16 protein-coding genes and 2 tRNA genes are annotated in these 21,386 nt (G+C 60.3%); 6 read left to right on the forward strand and 12 right to left on the reverse strand.

Going from position 1 to position 21,386, the window contains the following annotated elements; all coding sequences use genetic code 11:
* Nucleotides 1–47 precede the first annotated feature (47 nt).
* Nucleotides 48–905 carry a LysR substrate-binding domain-containing protein gene (locus tag H045_RS11570; protein ID WP_015372453.1) on the reverse strand — a complete coding sequence of 286 codons (858 nt, stop codon included), beginning with the start codon at nucleotides 903–905 and terminating at the stop codon, nucleotides 48–50.
* Nucleotides 906–1,017: 112 nt separating this feature from the next.
* Between H045_RS11570 and H045_RS11575 the strand changes: the two genes are divergently transcribed.
* The 3 genes from H045_RS11575 (at nucleotide 1,018) to H045_RS11585 (ending at nucleotide 3,632) form a co-directional block, all read left to right on the forward strand.
* Nucleotides 1,018–2,130 carry a 2-aminoethylphosphonate--pyruvate transaminase gene (locus H045_RS11575; protein ID WP_015372454.1) on the forward strand — a complete coding sequence of 371 codons (1,113 nt, stop codon included), beginning with the start codon at nucleotides 1,018–1,020 and terminating at the stop codon, nucleotides 2,128–2,130.
* A gap of 3 nt (nucleotides 2,131–2,133) precedes the next feature.
* Entirely contained in the window at nucleotides 2,134–2,961 is an 828-nt protein-coding gene (gene phnX, locus H045_RS11580) for a phosphonoacetaldehyde hydrolase (RefSeq protein ID WP_015372455.1), read from the forward strand.
* A 113-nt stretch (nucleotides 2,962–3,074) separates the two neighbouring features.
* Nucleotides 3,075–3,632, forward strand: coding sequence for a cytochrome b (locus H045_RS11585; RefSeq protein ID WP_003238300.1), 558 nt, complete (start codon nucleotides 3,075–3,077; stop codon nucleotides 3,630–3,632).
* 273 nt (nucleotides 3,633–3,905) lie between these two features.
* Here H045_RS11585 and H045_RS11590 read toward each other — a convergent pair whose 3' ends face one another.
* Nucleotides 3,906–4,796 carry a 1-aminocyclopropane-1-carboxylate deaminase/D-cysteine desulfhydrase gene (locus H045_RS11590; RefSeq protein ID WP_015372456.1) on the reverse strand — a complete coding sequence of 297 codons (891 nt, stop codon included), beginning with the start codon at nucleotides 4,794–4,796 and terminating at the stop codon, nucleotides 3,906–3,908.
* A 57-nt stretch (nucleotides 4,797–4,853) separates the two neighbouring features.
* Nucleotides 4,854–6,893 carry an NADPH-dependent 2,4-dienoyl-CoA reductase gene (locus tag H045_RS11595; protein WP_015372457.1) on the reverse strand — a complete coding sequence of 680 codons (2,040 nt, stop codon included), beginning with the start codon at nucleotides 6,891–6,893 and terminating at the stop codon, nucleotides 4,854–4,856.
* Nucleotides 6,894–7,152: 259 nt separating this feature from the next.
* Here H045_RS11595 and H045_RS11600 point away from each other — a divergent pair, with 259 nt between their 5' ends.
* The 3 genes from H045_RS11600 to H045_RS11610 all read left to right on the forward strand — a co-directional run bounded on the left by H045_RS11600 (nucleotide 7,153) and on the right by H045_RS11610 (nucleotide 11,013).
* Complete coding sequence (locus tag H045_RS11600) at nucleotides 7,153–8,652, forward strand: putative bifunctional diguanylate cyclase/phosphodiesterase (RefSeq protein WP_015372458.1); 1,500 nt, start codon at nucleotides 7,153–7,155, stop codon at nucleotides 8,650–8,652.
* A gap of 191 nt (nucleotides 8,653–8,843) precedes the next feature.
* Entirely contained in the window at nucleotides 8,844–9,974 is a 1,131-nt protein-coding gene (locus H045_RS11605; protein WP_015372459.1) for a carbon-nitrogen hydrolase family protein, read from the forward strand.
* A gap of 4 nt (nucleotides 9,975–9,978) precedes the next feature.
* Nucleotides 9,979–11,013 (forward strand): AraC family transcriptional regulator, encoded by a 1,035-nt coding sequence (locus H045_RS11610; RefSeq protein ID WP_015372460.1) that lies wholly within the window; start codon nucleotides 9,979–9,981, stop codon nucleotides 11,011–11,013.
* A gap of 214 nt (nucleotides 11,014–11,227) precedes the next feature.
* Here H045_RS11610 and H045_RS11615 read toward each other — a convergent pair whose 3' ends face one another.
* From H045_RS11615 to H045_RS11655, 9 genes are all read right to left on the reverse strand, one after another.
* Nucleotides 11,228–12,031: a DUF2242 domain-containing protein gene (locus tag H045_RS11615; protein ID WP_003238285.1), complete on the reverse strand. Its 804-nt coding sequence runs from the start codon at nucleotides 12,029–12,031 to the stop codon at nucleotides 11,228–11,230.
* 180 nt (nucleotides 12,032–12,211) lie between these two features.
* Nucleotides 12,212–14,086: a SurA N-terminal domain-containing protein gene (locus H045_RS11620; protein WP_015372461.1), complete on the reverse strand. Its 1,875-nt coding sequence runs from the start codon at nucleotides 14,084–14,086 to the stop codon at nucleotides 12,212–12,214.
* Nucleotides 14,087–14,315: 229 nt separating this feature from the next.
* Nucleotides 14,316–14,588 carry an HU family DNA-binding protein gene (locus H045_RS11625; RefSeq protein WP_003174819.1) on the reverse strand — a complete coding sequence of 91 codons (273 nt, stop codon included), beginning with the start codon at nucleotides 14,586–14,588 and terminating at the stop codon, nucleotides 14,316–14,318.
* Nucleotides 14,589–14,737: 149 nt separating this feature from the next.
* The gene (gene lon / locus H045_RS11630) at nucleotides 14,738–17,134 is read right to left on the reverse strand and encodes an endopeptidase La (RefSeq protein ID WP_003238281.1); all 2,397 of its coding nucleotides are present in this window, start codon (nucleotides 17,132–17,134) and stop codon (nucleotides 14,738–14,740) included.
* Nucleotides 17,135–17,306: 172 nt separating this feature from the next.
* Nucleotides 17,307–18,590 (reverse strand): ATP-dependent Clp protease ATP-binding subunit ClpX, encoded by a 1,284-nt coding sequence (clpX, locus tag H045_RS11635; RefSeq protein ID WP_003238279.1) that lies wholly within the window; start codon nucleotides 18,588–18,590, stop codon nucleotides 17,307–17,309.
* 112 nt (nucleotides 18,591–18,702) lie between these two features.
* The gene (gene clpP, locus H045_RS11640) at nucleotides 18,703–19,338 is read right to left on the reverse strand and encodes an ATP-dependent Clp endopeptidase proteolytic subunit ClpP (protein ID WP_003238276.1); all 636 of its coding nucleotides are present in this window, start codon (nucleotides 19,336–19,338) and stop codon (nucleotides 18,703–18,705) included.
* A gap of 91 nt (nucleotides 19,339–19,429) precedes the next feature.
* Complete coding sequence (gene tig / locus H045_RS11645; RefSeq protein WP_003238273.1) at nucleotides 19,430–20,740, reverse strand: trigger factor; 1,311 nt, start codon at nucleotides 20,738–20,740, stop codon at nucleotides 19,430–19,432.
* 397 nt (nucleotides 20,741–21,137) lie between these two features.
* A tRNA-His gene (locus H045_RS11650) sits at nucleotides 21,138–21,213 on the reverse strand.
* Between the two features lie 76 nt (nucleotides 21,214–21,289).
* Nucleotides 21,290–21,374, reverse strand: a tRNA-Leu gene (locus H045_RS11655).
* Nucleotides 21,375–21,386: the final 12 nt, after the last annotated feature.

A 21,386-nucleotide genomic window follows, 5' to 3' on the forward strand; every position in this document is an offset into this window, starting at 1 on the left:
GGCGGCAGAGTTTATAGCGCAGCCACGCTTCGTTCCAGCAAAAACCCTCAGGGCGCCAACTCGAAAACCGCCTGGATCATGCGCTGCGAGTGCCGCCGTTGCAGGCAGCCGAGCAGGTGCCGGTTCACCAGGCCATCGCCCTGGATAGGCACTGCGCGCACCCTCGGGTCGGGGCTGACTTCAATCGAGGACACCACGCCGACGCCCAGTTCGGCCGCGACCGCTTCAGTCACCGCTTCACGGCTATCCAGTTCCAGCAGCACCCTGGGCTGCACATCGACCGCCCGGCACGCATCGTCAAAGGTGCGCCGGGTGATGGAGCCGGGCTCGCGCAGCACCATGATCACGTCATGCAATTGCGTGAGTGCAATACCTTCGCGCAGGCTCGCCCACGGATGCGCCGCCGGCACCAGTGCGCAAATGCGCGACTTACCCAAGGGTTGCAGGTGCACACCATTGCGCGGCGCCACTTCGGTGAGCACGGCCACGTCGGCATGCTCGGCCAACAGCGCCGCCAGGGTTTCCTGGGCGTTGCCCAGACGCAGGTTCACGGTGATGCCCGGGTAGCGTGCACGCAGGCTGGCGATCATCGGCATCACCAGGTGCGGGCCGTCCGCTGCGACTTCAAGGCGCCCGCTGAGCAGTTGGCGATTGGCCTCCAGCAGGGTCTGCGCCTCGTCCACCAGGCCGAAGATCGCCCGGGTGATCGCCGCCAGGCGCGTGCCCTCCTCGGTCAATTCAACCCGTCGAGCGGTGCGACGCAGCAGCGGAATCTGGTAGTGCTCTTCCAGCGCCTTGATGTGCCCGGTCACCGCCGGCTGGCTGATAAACAGCCGCGCCGCCGCCCGGGTAAAGCTGCCCTCGCGGGCCACGGCATCAAATGCGCGCAATTGAAACAGGTTCATGGTTATCGGCCTCGCTGATGGCTCGCATAACAACAAACAATTTGATTGATGACAAGCCAAACTGCAATTTAGGCGCCGTAGCTTTCACACCAACGCCTGGCGAGAACTTGCAATGATCACTGCCGCTCCGCGCCTGCTGACCCCTGGCCCCCTGACCACCTCGCCGCGCACCCGCCAGGCGATGCTGGAAGACTGGGGCTCATGGGATGCGCGCTTCAATCAACTCACCGCCAGCGTCTGTGCACGGCTGCTGGCGATTCTCAACGGTGCGGACAGCCACCACTGCATTCCCCTGCAAGGCAGCGGCACCTTTGCCGTCGAGGCCGCCATCGGCACGCTGGTGCCCCGTGACGGCAAGGTGCTGGTGCTGATCAACGGCGCGTACGGCAAGCGTCTGGCAAGGATTTGCACAGTGCTCGGTCGCGCATTCAGCACCTTCGAAACCGCCGAGGATGCCCCCACCACCGCCGCCGATGTGGACCGCCTGCTGCACGCCGACAGCCGCATCAGCCATATCGCCCTGGTCCACTGCGAAACCAGCACCGGCATCCTCAACCCGCTCGCGGAGATTGCGCAGGTGGTCGCACGCCACGGCAGGCGGCTGGTTATCGACGCCATGAGTTCGTTCGGTGCACTGCCCATCGATGCCCGCGAAATACCCTTCGACGCGCTGATCGCGGCCTCTGGCAAATGCCTGGAAGGCGTCCCGGGCATGGGCTTTGTGTTCGCGCAGAAGGCCGCGCTGGCTGCAGCCCAAGGCAACAGTCACTCGCTGGCGATGGACCTGTTCGACCAGCACAGCTACATGGCCAGCACCGGCCAGTGGCGCTTCACCCCACCGACCCATGTGGTTGCCGCCCTGCATGAGGCGCTGCTGCAATTCGACGAAGAAGGCGGCCTGCCCGCCCGCCACCTGCGCTACGCCAACAACTGCCAGGCGCTGCTGGAAGGCATGGCCGCGCTAGGCCTGCGCTGCTTCCTGCCGGCCGCCATCCAGGCACCGATCATCGTCACCTTCCACGCTCCGCAAGACCCGCGCTATCGATTCCAGGCGTTCTACGAGCGGGTCAAAGCCAGGGGCTTCATCCTGTACCCCGGCAAACTGACCCAGGTGGAGACATTTCGCGTCGGCTGCATTGGGCATGTCGACGCCACGGACATGCGGGCGGCGGTCACGGCGATCGGTGAAGCGCTCCTACACCCCAACAGCATCCACAGGACTTGAACCATGCAGTATCAAAACCCCAACACCCTGCAAGCGGTGATCCTCGACTGGGCCGGCACCGTGGTCGATTTCGGCTCGTTCGCGCCCACGCAGATCTTCGTTGAGGCGTTCGCCGAATTCGGCGTGCAGGTATCGATCGAAGAAGCCCGTGGCCCCATGGGTATGGGCAAGTGGGACCATATCCGCACCCTCTGCGACCAGCCTGAAGTGGCCGCGCGCTACCGCCAGGCGTTCGGCCGCACGCCCACTGATGCGGACGTGACCGCGATCTACCAGCGCTTCATGCCGTTGCAGATCGAGAAGATCGCCGAGCACTCGGCGCTGATCCCCGGCGCCCTCGACACCATCGCGGCGCTGCGTGCGCAGGGCATCCGAATCGGCTCCTGCTCTGGCTATCCCCGGCAGGTGATGGACAAGGTGGTCGCCCTGGCGGCGAGCAACGGTTATGTCGCCGACCACGTCGTGGCCACCGATGACGTCCCCAACGGTCGCCCGTGGCCGGCGCAGGCTCTGGCCAACGTGATCGCCCTGGGCATTGACGACGTGGCGGCGTGCGTGAAAGTCGATGACACCGTGCCGGGCATCCTCGAAGGCCGTCGCGCCGGCATGTGGACCGTGGCGCTGACCTGCTCCGGCAATGCGCTGGGCCTGACCTACGCGCAATTTCTGGCCCTGGACAGCGCCACGCTGGCCGCCGAACGCCAGCGTATCGAAGTGATGTTCGCCGACTCGCGCCCACACTACCTGATCGAAACGATCAGCCAGTTGCCAGCGGTAATCGCCGACATCAACGAGCGCCTGGCGCGCGGTGAAATGCCGCAAGGCGCCTGACAGCGATCAGGATGACGGCATCGCGGGCGCGCACTGCGACGAAATCAGGCATACAGTAAACGGACTCCGTCGCCAAAGAACGGAACATGACCTGATGAGTGAGGACACCAGCGATGCCGTGGAAAAATTCCGATACGCGCTACAGCACCATGTCGATTGCGCTGCACTGGTTGATGGTGGTGCTGCTGGCGGTGGTCTATGCCTGCATCGAGTTGCGCGGGCAGTTCCCCAAAGGCAGTGGCGCACGCACACTGATCGTCGAAATGCACTTCATGTTCGGCCTTACCGTGTTCGTGCTGGTGTGGCTGCGATTGTTTGCGCGCAGCCTGGGGGTGGCGCCAGAGATCGTCCCGGCCCCACCGCCGTGGCAGCATCTGCTGGCCCGGCTCACGCACGCCGCGCTGTATGCGCTGATGATAGGCATGCCGGTCGCCGGTTGGCTGATCGTCAGCGCCGAGGGGCACTCGGTGATGTTCTACGGGATGGAGTTGCCGCCGCTGATCGCCGAAAACAAGGCGCTGGCCAAGGAGATCGAGGGCTGGCATGTGCTGTTCGGGCAGATCGGTTACTGGCTGATTGGGCTGCATGCGCTGGCGGGGATTTTTCACCATTATGTGGTGCGCGATAACACAGCGTTGCGAATGCTGCCGGGCAGGCGGCCAATCGGTTGACAACACGCCACTAGCGGGAGCATGAGCGATTTCAGGCAACCACACGCCTTTGCCGAGCGGCCCTCCTGTGGCGAGCAGGCTTGTCCTGCGTTGGGCTGCGCAGCAGCCCCAAAACCAGGCCCTGAGCCGTATCAGGTACACCGCTTTTTACTGGATTGGGGGCGCTTCGCCCCCCCCCAACGCGGGGCAAGCACGCTCGCCACAACAAGCCCGTTCGCCACAGAGGCTCCGGTTTGCTTCGCCACATCGCCAAGCCTCCCGCAGGCTGTTGTGTCAGGGGTTGAAGCCGCGGCGCCCCTGGAGGCCGCCGGTATGGATGAAGATCAGGCGGGTGCCGGGGGCGAAGCGGCCGGCCTCGATCTGCTGCTTGAGCGCCAGCAGCGCCTTGCCGGTGTAAAGCGGCTCCAGCGGCAGGCCGCATTGCTGCTGCGTGGCGTCAATAAACGCGAGCAACAACGGATCGACACTGGCAAAGCCGCCCCTGCTCGCGTCCAGCAGCTCATAACCTTGCGTCACGATTGATTGCACATTTCGCTCCACACCATGACCTTGCGGCACGGCCAGTGCACCGTATACCGGATGGCCGCCCGCCTCGGCCAGCACCAACCCAGCCAACGTAGTGCCGGTGCCGGTTGCCAGCCACCAGGCGTCATAATCAGCCCAGCCAAGCGCATTCAACTGCGTATGCGCCTGTGCGACCAACACCCCACACCCCAATGCCCCGGTCAATCCGCCACCGCCCTCGGGCACCGCATGCAGATGGGGATACTGCTCGTGCCACGGTTCCCAGAACCCCGGCTCGTTACGCGCACGATAGCCGCCATAGCCCAGCCAGTGCAGTTGCATGCCGAATGCTTTGAGGTCCAGCACCGTGGGCGTGTCCTGCGGGTGACCGCGCAACAGGCCGACCGTGGCAAAACCAAAGCGCTGGCCTGCCGCCGCCAACGCGTGCAGATGGTTGGAGTAGGCCCCGCCCAGGCTGATGATGCCGCTGGCACAGGCCTGCCGCGCCTGGTCCAGATGTCCGCTGAGCTTGAACCATTTGTTGCCGCTGATCAGCGGGTCGATCAGGTCCAGGCGCAGCACGGCAAGCTCGACACCGCGCAGCCAATCGAGCTGCACGGGTTCAAGGGGGGCATGGGGGAGCCAGTCGAAGGGACCCATCGAGGTGGAACCTGCGCGAAAAAGGGGCGTTAGTTTAACACCGCCCCTGTACGGGTCTCACAGCTCGGCGGCGAGGCGCGAACCCTGGTTGATGGCGCGCTTGGCGTCCAGCTCGGCCGCCACATCGGCGCCGCCAATCAGGTGCACGCTCTGACCCGCCGCGACCAGGCCGTCGTGCAATTCGCGCAACGGGTCCTGTCCTGCGCAGATGACAATGTTGTCCACCGCCAGCACCTGGGTCTCGCCCTCGGCGCCGATGCGGATATGCAGGCCGTCGTCATCGATCTTCAAATACTCGACGCTGTTGAGCATCTGCACCTGCTTGTTTTTAAGCCCCGTGCGGTGGATCCAGCCGGTGGTCTTGCCCAGGCCGTCGCCGACCTTGGAGGCCTTGCGTTGCAGCAGGAAGACCTCACGCGCGGGCAAGTGCGGCTGCGGCTTGATGCCTGCCACGCCGCCACGCGCTTGCAGGTGGGTGTCGATGCCCCATTCCTTCCAGAACGCGTCGCGATCCAGGCTGGTGGACACGCCCTGGTGAACCAGGAACTCCGAGACGTCGAAACCGATGCCACCGGCACCGATCACGGCAACGCGCCTGCCCACGGGCTTGAGCTGCAGAATCACATCCAGATAGCTCAACACCTTGGCGTGGTCGACGCCCGCAATGGCGGGCGTACGCGGTGCGATACCGGTGGCCAGGATGATTTCGTCATAGCCGCCCGCCGCCAGCTCAGCGACATCCACGCGAGTGTTCAGGCGCAGCTCCACTTGAGTGGTTTGTAGCTTGCGCGTGAAGTAGCGCAGGGTTTCGAAGAACTCTTCCTTGCCTGGCACCCGCTTGGCAATGTTGAACTGACCGCCGATTTCGCTCGACGAATCGAACAGCGTCACTTGGTGGCCGCGCTCGGCAGCCACCGTGGCAGCGGCCAGCCCGGCCGGCCCTGCGCCGACCACGGCGATTTTTTTGCTACGGGTGGTCGGCAGATAGTTGAGTTCGGTCTCGTAACACGCGCGCGGGTTGACCAGGCAGGTGGTCAGTTTGCCGCCAAACGTATGGTCCAGGCAGGCCTGGTTACAGCCGATGCAGGTATTGATCTCATCGGCACGTCCGGCTGCGGCCTTGTTGACGAATTCCGGGTCGGCGAGAAACGGGCGCGCCATGGAGACCATGTCCGCATCGCCCTGGGCAAGGATCTGCTCGGCAATCTCCGGGGTGTTGATACGGTTGGTGGTGATCAGTGGGATCTGCACCGCGCCACGCAACTTGGCCGTGACTTTGCTGAACGCGCCGCGCGGCACCTTGGTGGCGATGGTCGGGATGCGCGCTTCGTGCCAGCCGATGCCGGTGTTGATAATTGTCGCGCCGGCCTGCTCGATGGCCTTGGCCAGTTGCACGATTTCTTCCCAACTGCTGCCACCTTCCACCAGGTCGAGCATCGACAGGCGAAAGATGATGATGAAATGGGGACCCACGGCTTCACGCACCCGACGCACGATGTCCACCGCCAGACGCATGCGGTTCTCGTAGCTGCCGCCCCAGCGGTCGGTGCGGTGGTTGGTGTGGGCGGCGAGAAACTGATTGATGAAGTAGCCTTCGGAGCCCATGATTTCCGCGCCGTCATACTCGGCGACCTGAGCCAGCCGCGCGCACGTGACGAAATCCCGAATCTGTTTTTCGATGCCCTCTTCGTCCAGCTCTCTGGGCGTGAACGGATTGATCGGCGCCTGGATCGCGCTTGGCGCCACCTGCTTGGGGCTGTAGGCGTAACGGCCGGCATGGAGAATCTGCATGCAGATCTTGCCGCCAGCGGCGTGCACCGCCTGGGTGACGATCCTGTGCTGGTGCGCTTCTGCCTCGGTGGTCAGCTTGGCAGCGCCGGCATACACGCCGCCTTCATCATTCGGACCAATCCCGCCGGTGACCATCAGGCCGACGCCGCCCCGGGCACGCTCGGCGAAATAAGCCGCCATGCGTTCGAAACCGCCGGGCTTTTCTTCCAGGCCGGTGTGCATCGAACCCATCAGGGTGCGATTACGCAAGGTGGTAAAACCCAGGTCCAACGGGGCCAGCAGGTGCGGGTAGGCAGCAGCGGTCATGGTAAAGCTCCACAACGGATCATCACGGGACGTGGAGCATTCGAATGACGCCCCATCGGTTTATGTTCAACAGATTAAGAGGCGACAGGCTGCCACTCAATGACCCAAACTAACAACTTGTTAACCTGAATGCACAGCATCTGCTTCCCACCCGCGCAATAATTCAGCGTACCTATCAACCCCATCCACTTTGCTGACTTCAGGTAATCGCGCAGCGCCTGCATCCTGAGACCACGCCGCCCTCGTAGGACTGAGAAAAATGCCCACATCCTTATCAGCGTTGACTGAGCACACGCCCGCGCCCGAGGTGGATGAGGTGCTCGACAGCATCATTGCGATGGTGTCGGCGCATTTTGCGACGCCGGACCCGCATACGCGCGCACCGATGAGCGAGCAGGACAACCTGTTCCTGCACAACGCCGCCGCGGTGGCCGCCGCCCGATTGGATTTCATTCACGACAAGCACTTCATCGATGCGCTGACCGGGCTGCCCAATCGCGAGTGTTTTGAACGCGACGTTGCGAAAGGCGCGGCAGGCCTGCCGGAGCGCCTGGCCATACTGATCGAGCCACTGACCGCATTCGGCATGGACAGGCTGGTAAAAGCCCTGGGCCTGGACTGTTTCGTCGAGTTCATGCTTGGGGTGAAAAATGTACTCGCCTCGGCACTGCCCGGGCATGCCCGTCTGTATCGCGCCGGCACGCTGAGCTTCGCCGTGCTGATGGACGATGAGTCCGAAGTTGACCTGCCTGCGCTTATCCAGCGACTCACCGCTGCCCTCGCGCAGCCGGTGCACTTTCAGAATGTGCCGGTGTTCGCCGATGTCGGCATCGGCGTACTGAGGATCGGACCCAACGCCGTACCGCCTGTCGATAACGTGCGGTTGATGGCCAGCGTGACGGACACGGCACGGCGTTCCGAGCATCGATGGCTCTATTACGACGCTACCATCGATGCCCACGCACAGCGCAGCGCAATGCTGCTTCACTCGATCGAATCCGCGTTGCTCGCGCCGGACCAGTTGCGCCTGGAATATCAGCCTCGCATCAATCTGGCCGACAAACGCTGTGACTCGGTCGAGGCGCTTTTGCGCTGGACGCATCCGGTGCTGGGAGAAATCGGGCCGGCCGAATTCATCGGCCTGGCAGAGACCACCGCCGCCATTCGCCATATCACTAGTTGGGTGGTGAGAAACGTATGCAAGCAGATAGACGCGTGGAGAAACCAGGGCCTGCACCTGAACGTGTCGCTCAATGTGTCATCGATAGACCTCACCGATGGCCAATTGATTGATGAGCTGACCCACTCACTGGCGCAGTTCAACCTGGCGCCGCAGTGCATTGAACTGGAGTTCACCGAAAGCGTGCTGATTCCCGACTTCGATGCCGTCCAGCATCAGCTCATGCGCCTGCACCAGTTGGGCGTGGCCATCGCCATCGACGACTTTGGAAGCGGCTACAGCAACTGGCGGTATTTGCGGGACATTCCCGCCAAAAGCGTCAAGCTCGACCGCTCACTGCTGGTGGATCTACGGCCCGACACCAGCAATTGGCATATCGTCAAAGGCATCATCAGCCTGGCGCGAAACCTCAATCTCACCGTGGTGGCCGAGGGCGTGGAAACCCTTTTGAACTACCGACTCTTGCGTGACTGGCAGTGCCATCAGGGCCAAGGTTATTTCTTCTGTAAACCCCTGTCACCCGCCGCCCTGCGTGAATGGGTCGCAGGCGGGCAATGCTTTGAGGGCCTCAAAGAATAAAGCCGCGCAGGAACCAAGCCGGACGATCCGGTTCCAACGCGCAAGCGTCAGCATTGGCGAAAATGGCCATCGTGGCGAGGAAAACGCCGCGCATCGCCCCAATAATTCCTGTAACCCGCCGACTCTGTGTATCCTCATTCGCACGTCAGTCGAAAATTCATGCCCCGTCCCAGGTTCGTTGTCCGTTATCCATGCGTAAACTCTTAGCCCTCACCGTCACCATAGCCCTGGTTGCCGCCCTCACCGCCTATCTGGTCTGGACCCAGGATCGCCCCGTGGCGCATTACCTGTCGGACCTGCGCATCAATGTCGCCGTCAACCAGGGCCAGCCTGCCGATCGGGGCAACCTGCTGGGCATCCAGCCGGAGCTGTTCCCCGCCGATTACCAGAGTGTGGAGCGCCTGCACCTTAAACTCGCAGCCTACCTGCAAAAGGCCCGCGACGAGGGCTTGATCAACGACAAGACTATCGTGGTGATGCCCGAACATATCGGCACCTGGCTGATGCTCGTCGGCGAAAAAAACGAGTTGTACCAGGCCACTCATTGGCAGGACGCAATGAGCTGGCTGGCGCTCAGCAATCCGTTGTCGTTCGCGCGCTCGTGGATCAGCGCCACTGGCGGCGACCGCATGAACGACGCCTACCTGCGCATGAAAGCCGAAGCCATGGCGCGCGACTATCAGCTGCTGTTCGGCGGCCTGGCCAAGGAATTCGGGGTAACGCTGGTGGCCGGTTCCATCGCCCTGCCCAACCCAAGCGTAAGCCAGGGACAACTACAGGTCGGCCATGGCCCGCTGTATAACGCCAGCGTGGTATTTGCCGCCGACGGCCTGGCAGTGGGCCAGCCGCAGCGCCAGTTTTACCCGATCTACGATGAGCGCGGCTTTATCGAGCCGGGTGATGAAAACATCGTCAATGTAGTCGACACCCCGGCCGGTCGCCTGGGCATTCTGATCGGCAGTGACAGCTGGTACCCCGACAACTACCGCAAGCTCAACGAACAAGGCGCTCAACTGATCTCGGTGCCGGCGTATGTGATCGGTCGCGACACCTGGGACCGCCCATGGCGCGGTTTCAAAAGCGTGTCCACCCCAACGGAAATCAGCCTCAAGCCCGAGGAGCTCAGCGAGGGTCAGGCCTGGCATCGCCTGACGCTGATCAGTCAGCAACCGATCAGCCAGGCCACCGCCGGCATGAGTGTGTTCCAACGTGGACAATTCTGGGACCTGGGCAGCTCCGGCCAGAGCTTTTTGAGCAGCAACGGCCAGGTGTTTGCCGACGGCAGCGCCCGTGGCGCACGCCTGCTGAACATCTGGCTGTAACAGCGTGAAGCCGGTGCGACTGGGGGACTTGTCGGTCGGCTTCCTGCACAGCCTGGCCGACGCGATCCAAAGCCATGGCCTCGATCCGCAACCGCTGCTGCTGCACTACGGTTTTGATCCTTCGCGCCTCGCTGAAGCCGGCGCACGCTTGTCGATCCCGCGCTATATGCGCCTGGGCCATGCGGCCATCCAGCTCACCGGCGACCCGGGCCTGGGCCTGCGCATGGGCAGGCTCAGCCGGCTGAGTCAAGCGGGCCTGGCGGGCGTCACGGCAGCCCAGGCGCCCACGGTGCGCGAGGCCGCTCGCACGCTTACGCGCTTCGAAGCGCTCTACGGCTCCAACTATCGAGGCCAATCCAGCTTTCATGAGGATGCAGAAGGCGCGTGGCTAAGGTTCTACTCCATAAGCCCCTACAACGCCTATAACCGCTTCGTGGTGGACTCAATCATCGCTGGCTGGCTGCACCAACTGTCGAGCCTTGCACAACAGACCGTGCAGGCGCAGCGCATTGACATCGAATTCGAAGCACCGGACTACCACGAACAATACGGTGTGCTGGCGCAAGGCCCGATCCACTTTGGCGCCGAGGCCAACCAGTTGCGCCTGAGTCAACACAGCCTGGCCCTGCGCAATCCGCAGCATTGCCCGAGTACCTGGCAACTGTTGCTACAGCTGTGTGAAAGGGAATTGGAGCAGTTGACACGCACCCGCAGCCTGCGCGAGCGCATCACCCGTTTGCTCGGGCCAATGCTCAATGGCGGCCGGGAACCCGACCTTGAAGAAGTGGCGGCACGCTTGAAGCTGCCGACCTGGACACTGCGGCGCAAACTGGCCGACGAAGGCACCCGGTTTCGCGCCATTCTCAACGACACCCGCCGCGACCTGGCCATGACCTACATTCGCGATACGGAACTGGCGTTCGGCGAGATTGCTTACCTGCTCGGCTTTGCCTCGGCCCAGGCGTTTCAACGGGCCTTCAGACGCTGGAACAACCAGACCCCAGGGGAATTTCGCCGCAGTCAGCGGCATTCCGCCTGAAGTCGGGGTTACAACTCGGTGGCGTCGTCGACCGGATCCAGCGGATCCAGTTCAAAGGCCTGATACTCCAGCAGTTCTTCCTGATAATCGTCCATGGTGAGCTCCTTTTGGATAGCGATGACAGGTTAATGACCTGCATCACCAGCCTAAAGTGCCGTCATGACGAAAAAAAGTCAGCACCGTGACGTTCCTGCACTTGAGGATGTGGCAAGGCTCAAGGCTGCGTTGGCAGCGGCGGAATCGCCTCGGTGGGTGCCGGCAGGCTTGGATTGGTCGGCGCAGGTGCCGGCTCGGCTGCAGGTGCCGCTGCGGGCTCTGTCTGCGGCGCAATCGGCGCTGCCTCAGGTGGCGGCGCAAGCGGCTGCGACGCGGCTGGCTCTTCTTTCGGCGCCTCAACCTTCTCGGTTGCCGGCGCGGTCAAGGGCGCAGCCTTGGGTTCGGGCATGCCCAGTTCTGCCTTGGGCGTCTCCGGAATGTGCGCAGCCTTCTTCACTTCCTGGGGCAGGAACACGTCCACCAGCGCAAAGTAGCGGTCGTAGAACTTGGGCGCTGAAACCGTCTCACTTGCCACTTTCACCATCGAGTCATCGGTGGAGCCGATGGGCATCGATACTGAGCCCAGCACACCCACGCCGAGGCTCGCAGAGTTATTGACCTTCTTCAGCGCATAGCGGTCCTGCAAGGCGTTGGCGAACATCGTCGAATGCTTGCCACTGCCATCATCGGCGCACACCACGTTGAAGCTGATCTGCAGGTGCGTCTCGCCGGTCTGCTGGAAGCTCTTGTTGCCCACCACCAGCTTCGGATCGCTGCTGGTGATGATGTAGCCCTGGCTGAGCAATGCACGCCGGGCAGCTTCGCACGCCGCGACATCGCTGACCGGGTAATCACGGGAAAACGTGCCGGAGTCGTCGAAGTTCTCATGCTCATAAATAGCGGTCTTGGGTGACGAGCAGCCCGCAGCGCCCGCCAGCACCAGCGCCAGCCCGAGGCCACGCAAGTGAAATGATGTCGACATCGAAAATCCTGAGAAAAACAGTCCGGCCGGTATTGTGCAACAGAACGGCCCCCGGGCGCGCGCATTCCTGTCAGTAAAAATTCCAGACCTTTGCGATATTAGCGCTTCACTATTGGATCGACAGGCGAAAAAAAAGACCCCGGCCTTTTTCAGGGCGGGGTCTTTCTGTTCAAGCCGACATCAGTACTTCTTGATGTCCGCCTGGGTTTCCAACTGCTTGCGGTACGCCGCGAAGTCCTGCTGGCCGATACGGGAAGCAAGGAAGCGACGGTATTGCGCCTTTTCTTCATCCGTTGGGGCAGCAGCTTCGTTGACACCGTTCAAGCGCACCAGCACCAGGCTGCCGTCAGCCAGAGTCACGGTGGTGAAGGTAGGCTTGTCCTTGGCCGCAGGCTTGGGCATGCGGAACAGGGCCTGCAGCACGGCCGGATCAATCCCTTCCTGGCTGCGGGTAGCCGCTTCGGTGACTTTCCAGGCCTGACCATCAATAGGCTGGTTCAGCGCGGTCTTGCCATCACGCAGGCTGGCGATCAATTCGTCAGCGTGAGTTTTGGCAGCGGCGATTGCGCGCTCCTTGGTCATCTGTGCACGAATCGCGTCCGCCACTTTTTCCAGCGGCAGTTGCGCAGGCTTCAGGTGTTCCTTGGCACGCAGCACGATGATGGTTTCAGGGTCCAGCTCGATGGCGCTGCTGTTGGCGCCTTCATCCAGCACTTCCGGGCTGAACGCAGCGGTCACGACGGCACGGTTGGCCGCAACACCTTCGCCACCCTCACGGCCAAACGGCGCGGAGGTGTGCACGGCAAGCTTCAGGTCCGACGCTGGCTGGGCCAGATCGGAGGCTTCGAAAGCCGCATCTTCCAGTTGCTTGGTGGCTTCGACATAACGCTGCTCAACCTGCTGGGTCTTCAGCTCGCGGGTCAGCTTGTCTTTCAGGCTGGCAAACGTCGGTACTTGCGGTGCCTCAACGCCGAGCAGCTTGATCAGGTGCCATCCGAACGCACTGCGCACCGGCGCCGAAACCTGGTCCTTGTTCAAGGCGTACAAGGCGGTTTCGAAGTCCGGATCGTAGACGCCAGGGCCGGCAAAGCCCAGATCGCCGCCGTTGTTGGCCGAACCCGGATCCTGGGAGAACTCCTTGGCCAGGGCCTCGAACTTCTCACCCTTGGCCAGACGTGCCTGAATCTCTTCGATCTTGGCCTTGGCCTGCGCCTCGGTGACCTTGTCGTTGACTTCAATCAGGATATGCGCGGCACGACGCTGTTCGGAGAGGTTGGCGATTTCTTTCTGATAGGCCGCCTGCAACTCATCATCCTTGACCGTGACCTGGTCGAAGAAGGACGACTTTTTCAGTTCCAGATAGTCGATGACCACCTGATCTGGCGTCATGAACTCCTTGGCGTGCTGGTCGTAGTAGGCTTTGACCTCGTCGTCGGTGAGCTTCACCGCCGCAGGGTCTGCCTTGATACCGACGGTGGCGAAATCGCGGGTCTGTTTTTCCAGACGGGCGAATGCAAGCACTTCGGCGTCGGTCACGAAACCACTGCCGGCGATGCCTGCGCGAACCTGGCCGATCAGCATTTCCTGAGTCAGCATCTGACGGAACTGCAGCCGGGTGTAGCCCAGTTGACGGATTACCTGGTCAAAGCGCTCGGCGCTGAACTTGCCGTCCACCTGGAATTCAGGGGTCTGCAGGATCACCTGGTCCAGAGCCGCTTCAGAGAAGCCGAACTTGGAATCCGCCGCGCCTTGCAGCAGCAGCTTGCGATCGATCAGGCCCTTGAGCGCCGCTTCGCGCAGCAGTTTCTCGTCGAGCATGGAAGCATCGAAATCCTTGCCCAGCTGTTGCATCAGCTGGCGCCGTTGCATGTCGACAGCCTGACTCAGTTCGGTCTGGGTGATTTCGTCACCGTTGACCTTGGCCACGTCCTGTTTGTTGTTGGTCGAAGCCTGGAAAATGGCCTCGATACCGGTGAACGCCATCAATGCGACGATGATCCCGATAATGGTCTTGGCAATCCAGCCTTGTGAATTGTCCCTGATATTTTGCAGCATGCGTCCCCCAGAAACGGTTGAACTTCAAAAATTGGCAACCGTGGAGCGTGGGTAGAATCCGGATAGAAGAAAGGCGCATCCGAGGATGCGCCTTCTCGTAACTGGCGGAGCGGACGGGGGTTTGAACCCACACCCCCGGCGTGCGACCCAATGGATACGTGGGTCAGCTGCCGCTCCGCTGCCAGACCAGACTTGCGTCTGGCCCGGGTAGGCAAGGCGTGAACGAAGCTTAGTTAACGGCTTCTTTCAGAGCTTTACCGGCTTTGAAACCTGGTTTTTTGGCAGCAGCGATTTGCAGTGCTTTGCCAGTCTGTGGGTTACGGCCAGTGCGGGCTGGGCGATCAGTCACGGAGAATGTACCGAAGCCGACCAGGACCACGGAGTCGCCGGCCTTCAGAGCGCCAGTGACGGATTCGATCACTGCGTCCAGCGCACGGCCGGCAGCAGCTTTCGGGATATCAGCGGATGCAGCGATAGCATCAATCAGTTCCGACTTGTTCACTCTAAGTCCCCTTATATATCTATTGAGTATGATTCTAAGTTTTTTTGTAACAGCAAAAAACGGTGCTGAATGGCCTACAGACACTTAAGAGCCGCTTTATAACAAGGGCTCTAAAAAACTGTCAAGGAAACCCCCAAGGCTTCAACACATTAATGCGTGCTAATTCTTTCCTTGGAATCAGACTCGCGTTTTTCATCCTTGGCGACTATCTCCGGAGCCACATCCGGCAAGGGCTCGGGCGCGTATTGCAGCGCAATTTGCAGGACTTCGTCAATCCATTTAACCGGTTTAATCTGAAGATCCTGCTTGATATTGTCAGGAATTTCCTTCAAGTCGCGAACATTCTCTTCAGGAATGATCACCGTCTTGATGCCGCCCCGGTGTGCCGCAAGCAATTTCTCTTTAAGGCCACCAATGGCCAGTACCTGACCGCGAAGGGTAATTTCCCCGGTCATGGCGACATCGGCGCGTACCGGAATTCCGGTCAGGGCCGAGACCAGCGCTGTGCACATGCCTACGCCGGCACTGGGGCCGTCCTTCGGGGTCGCGCCTTCCGGCATATGGATGTGGGTGTCGTGCTTCTCGTGGAAGTCCAGAGGGATCCCCAGACTGCGAGCGCGGCTTCTCACGACGGTCTGCGCGGCAGTGATGGACTCGACCATCACATCCCCCAGAGAACCGGTCTTGATCAACTGCCCCTTGCCCGGAATGACCGCCGCTTCGATGGTCAGCAGTTCGCCGCCCACCTGGGTCCATGCCAGCCCAGTCACCTGACCGACCTGATCCTGCTGCTCGGCCAGCCCGTAGCGGAATTTACGCACACCGAGGAAGTGCTCCAGAGAGTCGGACGAAACCTTCACCGAGAAGCGTTTTTCCAGCGCATGCTCCTTCACCGCCTTGCGACAGATTTTCGCAATCTGGCGCTCAAGGCCCCGTACACCGGCCTCGCGGGTGTAGTAACGCACGATGTCGCGAATCGCTTCGACCTCGAACTCGATCTCACCTTTTTTCAGGCCATTGGCCGAGGTCTGCTTGGGCGCAAGGTACTTGACCGCAATGTTGATCTTCTCGTCTTCGGTGTAACCCGGCAGACGAATCACCTCCATCCTGTCCAGCAGCGCCGGCGGAATATTCATGGAGTTGGAGGTGCACAAAAACATGACGTCGGACAGGTCGTAGTCGACTTCGAGGTAATGGTCGTTGAAGTTGTGGTTCTGCTCTGGATCGAGCACTTCCAGCAACGCCGATGCCGGATCTCCACGCATGTCGCTGCCCATCTTGTCGATTTCATCAAGCAGGAACAGCGGGTTGCGCACCCCGACTTTCGTCATCTTCTGAATCAATCTTCCTGGCATCGAACCGATGTAGGTACGGCGATGACCACGAATTTCCGCTTCGTCACGCACGCCACCAAGAGCCATGCGCACGAATTTACGATTGGTGGCACTGGCAATCGACTCGGCCAGGGACGTTTTACCCACGCCAGGTGGACCGACGAGGCACAACACCGGACCGCGAATCTTCTTCACGCGCTTTTGCACGGCGAGGTATTCGAGGATGCGTTCTTTGACCTCTTCGAGACCATAGTGGTCGGCATCCAGGATTTCTTCGGCGCGGGTCAGGTCCAGGCGTACCTTGGTCTGAGCCTTCCACGGCACCTGCACCAGCCAGTCGATATAGGAGCGCACCACGGTGGCTTCAGCCGACATCGGTGACATCTGCTTGAGCTTGTTCAGCTCGGCGGTCGCTTTGGTCAGTGCATCCTTGGGCAGGCCAGCGGCATCGATGCGCTTTTTCAGCTCTTCGATCTCGTTGTGGCCTTCTTCGCCGTCGCCGAGTTCTTTCTGAATGGCCTTCATCTGCTCATTCAGGTAGTACTCGCGCTGGCTGCGCTCCATCTGCTTCTTCACGCGGCCGCGGATGCGTTTTTCGACCTGCAGCAGATCAATTTCGGCATCCAGCAGCGCCAGCACGTGTTCGACACGGGCCGACAAATCGATAATTTCGAGGATGTCCTGCTTCTGTTCGATCTTCAGCGCCATGTGCGCGGCCATGGTGTCGACCAGACGGCTCGGCTCATCAATGCTGTTGAGGGACGACAACACTTCAGCCGGGACTTTCTTGCCCAACTGCACATACTGCTCGAACTGCGAGAGCAGGCTGCGCACGAAAACTTCTGACTCGCGCTCAGGCGCTTCGACTTCGTCAATCAGCGCCACTTCAGCGCGCAGGTGACCGTCCACTTCCATGAAGCGCTCGACCGCACCGCGCTGCTCACCTTCCACCAGCACCTTGACGGTGCCATCGGGCAGCTTGAGCAATTGCAGGACGGTGGCAATAGTGCCGACGCGATACAGGGCGTCTTCGCCCGGATCATCATCAGCAGGATTTTTCTGGGCCAACAGCAGGATCTGCTTGTCGCCCGTCATCGCGGCCTCGAGGGCTTCGATAGACTTCTCGCGCCCCACGAACAGCGGGATAACCATGTGCGGATAAACGACGACATCACGCAACGGCAGGAGAGGCAATTCAATGGTTGTCTTCATGATTTCGCCTCTATGACAGTTGAAAAATAAGCATGGAACCAAGATGGGGGCTGCATGCAAAAAAAACAAGCTTATTGCCAGCAGTTAAACGCGGTAAACGCTCGCAGCTAAAAACCCAGCCAAAACAAAGGGGCCCCTGGAGGCCCCTTGTTTGTATCGTGACTGCAAACGCTTACGCGTCTGGCGCAGCCTTGGCAGTCGGCTCACTGTTTTCATAGATATACAGTGGCTTGGACTTGCCTTCTATAACGCTTTCGTCGATCACCACTTTACTCACTTCGGACTGCGAAGGAATTTCGTACATGGTGTCGAGCAACACGCCTTCGAGGATCGAGCGCAGACCACGTGCACCGGTCTTGCGCTCCAGTGCCCGCTTGGCCACCGATTTGAGCGCGTCGGTACGGAACTCCAGGTCTACACCTTCCATCTCGAACAGCTTGGCGTACTGCTTGGTCAGGGCGTTTTTCGGCTCGGTGAGGATCTGAATCAAAGCAGCCTCATCCAGCTCGTCCAGCGTGGCCAGGACCGGCAAACGACCGACGAATTCCGGGATGAGACCGAACTTGACCAGATCGTCAGGCTCGACTTCACGCAGGGACTCGCCCACCTTCTTGCCTTCTTCCTTGCTGCGCACTTCTGCACTGAAACCGATGCCGCCACGGGTGGAACGCTGCTGGATAACCTTCTCCAGACCCGAAAATGCACCGCCACAGATAAACAGGATGTTGCGCGTATCCACCTGAAGGAATTCCTGCTGCGGATGCTTGCGGCCGCCTTGTGGCGGTACGGAAGCAACCGTGCCTTCGATCAGCTTCAACAGGGCCTGCTGCACGCCTTCGCCGGAAACATCCCGGGTGATCGACGGGTTATCCGACTTGCGTGAAATCTTGTCGATTTCGTCGATGTAGACGATACCCATCTGGGCCTTTTCCACATCGTAGTCGCACTTCTGCAACAGCTTCTGAATGATGTTCTCGACGTCCTCGCCCACGTAGCCGGCTTCGGTGAGGGTGGTGGCGTCGGCGATGGTAAACGGAACGTTCAGCAGACGGGCCAGGGTCTCTGCAAGCAGGGTTTTACCCGAGCCTGTAGGACCGATCAGCAGGATGTTGCTCTTGCCGAGTTCGACTTCGTCGCCTTTCTTGTCACGCTGGTTCAGACGCTTGTAGTGGTTGTATACCGCTACGGCCAGAACCTTCTTTGCACGCTCTTGACCGATGACATACTGGTCAAGGATGCCGCTGATTTCTTTGGGCGATGGCAGTTTATGCGCGCTGCTTTCGGCCTGGGCTTCCTGCACCTCCTCGCGGATGATGTCATTGCACAGGTCGACGCACTCGTCGCAGATAAACACCGAGGGACCGGCAATCAATTTGCGTACTTCATGCTGGCTTTTGCCACAGAAGGAGCAATAGAGCAGCTTGCCGTTGTCCTCGCCGTTGCGGGTGTCAGTCATTCGTTCGATCCAAATCCGATAGGCTTGCAACACAAGATGAAGGCTTACGCGGGCTTTTTCAAGCCCGCCGATGATCGGACAAACCGATCAGCCTTGTTTTGCGCTGCTTATATTAGGCTGGGCGCTTTTCGATCACGGCGTCGATCAACCCGTACGCACGTGCGGCTTCGGCGCTCATGAAGTTGTCGCGGTTGGTGTCGCGCTCGATTTCTTCCAGGGTGTGACCGCTGTGCTTGGCCATCAACGTGTTGAGGCGCTCGCGAATGAAGAGAATCTCCTTGGCGTGGATTTCGATGTCCGACGCCTGGCCTTGGAAACCACCCAGTGGCTGGTGAATCATCACACGCGAGTTCGGCAGGCAGAAACGCTTGCCTTCGGCACCCGCGGTCAGCAGAAAGGCGCCCATGCTGCAGGCCTGGCCGATGCAGGTGGTCGACACGTTCGGCTTGATGAACTGCATGGTGTCGTAGATCGACATGCCTGCAGTTACCGAACCGCCTGGGGAGTTGATGTACAGATGGATGTCCTTGTCCGGGTTTTCCGCTTCAAGGAACAGCAGCTGCGCACAGATCAGATTGGCCATGTAGTCCTCTACTGGACCAACCAGAAAGATCACTCGCTCCTTGAGCAGGCGCGAGTAGATGTCATAGGCGCGTTCGCCACGAGCGGATTGCTCGACAACCATCGGGACCAGGCCGCCTGCGGCCTGGATATCAGAGTTCTGCTGAATATAGGAATTACGGAACATGCTCTGCAGTTACTCCCAAATAGTCATGTCTTGAAAACGCATAAGCCAGCGCGAGGCTGGCTTATGGTTGAATTTCCAACGAGTTGGACAATCAGTCGGCTTGTGCTGCTTCCGCCGGTTTGACTGCTTCTTCGTAAGAGACCGTCTTATCGGTCACCTTAGCCTTCTGCAGAACAGTATCCACAACTTGTTCTTCCAGCACAACCGAACGTACTTCGTTCAGTTGCTGGTCGTTCTTGTAGTACCAAGACACAACCTGCTCAGGCTCCTGGTAGGCCGAAGCCATTTCCTGGATCATTTCACGTACGCGATCTTCATCAGGCTTGAGGTCGAATTGCTTGACCACTTCAGCCACGACCAGACCCAGTACAACGCGACGCTTGGCTTGCTCTTCGAACAGCTCGGCCGGCAGTTGATCAGGCTTGACGTTGCCGCCGAACTGTTGAACAGCCTGTACGCGCAGACGGTCCACTTCGTTGGACAGCAGGGCCTTTGGCACTTCGATCGGGTTGGCGGCCAGCAGACCGTCCATGACCTGGTTCTTGACCTTGGACTTGATGGCCTGACGCAGCTCACGCTCCATGTTCTTGCGAACTTCGGTGCGGAAGCCTTCGATGCCGGTTTCCTTGATGCCGAATTGAGCGAAGAACTCTTCGTTCAGCTCAGGCAGCTTGGGCTCGGACACGGTGTTGACCGTTACGGTGAACTCAGCGGCTTTACCAGCCAGGTCCAGGTTCTGGTAGTCAGCCGGGAATTCCAGGTTCAGCACGCGCTCTTCGCCGGCCTTGGCGCCGACCAGACCGTCTTCAAAACCCGGGATCATGCGGTTGGAGCCCAGCACCAGCTGAGTACCCTTGGCCGAGCCGCCAGCGAATGCTTCGCCGTCAACCTTGCCCACGAAATCGATGTTCAACTGGTCTTCGTTCTGTGCGGCACGTTCGGCCACTTCAAAACGGGTATTCTGCTTGCGCAGGATGTCCAGCATGTTATCCAGATCGGCATCAGCCACTTCAGCGCTCAGGCGCTCGATTTCGATACCGTCAAAACCGGCAACTTCGAACTCGGGGAACACTTCGAATACGGCAACGTATTCCAGGTCCTTGCCCGCTTCCAGGGACTTGGGCTCGATGGAAGGCGAGCCAGCCGGATTCAGCTTTTGCTCAACGACAGCTTCATAGAAGGAAGCCTGGATCACGTCACCTACCGCTTCCTGACGCGCATCAGCACCAAAACGGCGCTTGATTTCGCTCATTGGCACTTTGCCTGGACGGAAACCAGCGATCTTGGCTTTTTGGGCGGTCTGCTGCAGACGCTTGTTGACCGCAGTCTCGATACGCTCAGCCGGCACGGTGATGCTCATGCGGCGCTCGAGAGCAGTAGTATTTTCAACAGAAACTTGCATGGATATTCCTCGTTGCACAGACATTAGCCGGCCATTTCCGACCCCAATCAAGGGCATGCATTCTAGTGGGTCAAACTCAAGAAGTCACCCTGCTGGAAATACGCGCGAAAACAGCCGCCGTTTTATCGGTACGAAGGCACTGATGGACTTCGCCCCGGTGACAAATAAAGCCAATCGCGCCAGGGCTCTGCGCCGCCTCTTCTATATAAAGAAAAGGCCATTCATCTCCCTGACGACCCTCCCTGCGAACAGGGACGGCAGGCAGCGCAGCAGCATCGAGACACATAAAAACGATGAAGCGCCCTGCCCTTGCGACCCATTACCTGCAGTCGCCGAATACTCGAACCGCCAAAACCAAAAAAGGCGCCAGACTGTTAAATCTGGCGCCTTTCGAATATGGGGTGGACGAAGGGGATCGAACCCTCGACAACGGGAGTCACAATCCCGTGCTCTACCAACTGAGCTACGCCCACCATCTTGCATCGACGAAGCACTCAAACAACTTCTTCGTCTGGCCTCATCACGCCCTGAGGCCTGATGACGCTTGATTGGTGCGGATGAAGAGACTCGAACTCTTACGCCTCGCGGCGCTGGAACCTAAATCCAGTGTGTCTACCAATTCCACCACATCCGCGCTTGCAGCTCT

The organism is Pseudomonas poae RE*1-1-14 (genome assembly GCF_000336465.1).
GTDB lineage: Bacteria > Pseudomonadota > Gammaproteobacteria > Pseudomonadales > Pseudomonadaceae > Aquipseudomonas > Aquipseudomonas poae.

Excerpts from the sequence above, each read along its gene's own strand:
- H045_RS11570 (WP_015372453.1), bottom strand. The coding sequence starts at position 905 with ATGAACCTGTTTCAATTGCGCGCATTTGATGCCGTGGCCCGCGAGGGC.
- H045_RS11575 (WP_015372454.1), top strand. The coding sequence starts at position 1,018 with ATGATCACTGCCGCTCCGCGCCTGCTGACCCCTGGCCCCCTGACCACC.
- phnX (WP_015372455.1), top strand. The coding sequence starts at position 2,134 with ATGCAGTATCAAAACCCCAACACCCTGCAAGCGGTGATCCTCGACTGG.
- H045_RS11585 (WP_003238300.1), top strand. The coding sequence starts at position 3,075 with ATGCCGTGGAAAAATTCCGATACGCGCTACAGCACCATGTCGATTGCG.
- H045_RS11590 (WP_015372456.1), bottom strand. The coding sequence starts at position 4,796 with ATGGGTCCCTTCGACTGGCTCCCCCATGCCCCCCTTGAACCCGTGCAG.
- H045_RS11595 (WP_015372457.1), bottom strand. The coding sequence starts at position 6,893 with ATGACCGCTGCTGCCTACCCGCACCTGCTGGCCCCGTTGGACCTGGGT.
- H045_RS11600 (WP_015372458.1), top strand. The coding sequence starts at position 7,153 with ATGCCCACATCCTTATCAGCGTTGACTGAGCACACGCCCGCGCCCGAG.
- H045_RS11605 (WP_015372459.1), top strand. The coding sequence starts at position 8,844 with ATGCGTAAACTCTTAGCCCTCACCGTCACCATAGCCCTGGTTGCCGCC.
- H045_RS11615 (WP_003238285.1), bottom strand. The coding sequence starts at position 12,031 with ATGTCGACATCATTTCACTTGCGTGGCCTCGGGCTGGCGCTGGTGCTG.
- H045_RS11620 (WP_015372461.1), bottom strand. The coding sequence starts at position 14,086 with ATGCTGCAAAATATCAGGGACAATTCACAAGGCTGGATTGCCAAGACC.
- lon (WP_003238281.1), bottom strand. The coding sequence starts at position 17,134 with ATGAAGACAACCATTGAATTGCCTCTCCTGCCGTTGCGTGATGTCGTC.
- clpX (WP_003238279.1), bottom strand. The coding sequence starts at position 18,590 with ATGACTGACACCCGCAACGGCGAGGACAACGGCAAGCTGCTCTATTGC.
- clpP (WP_003238276.1), bottom strand. The coding sequence starts at position 19,338 with ATGTTCCGTAATTCCTATATTCAGCAGAACTCTGATATCCAGGCCGCA.
- tig (WP_003238273.1), bottom strand. The coding sequence starts at position 20,740 with ATGCAAGTTTCTGTTGAAAATACTACTGCTCTCGAGCGCCGCATGAGC.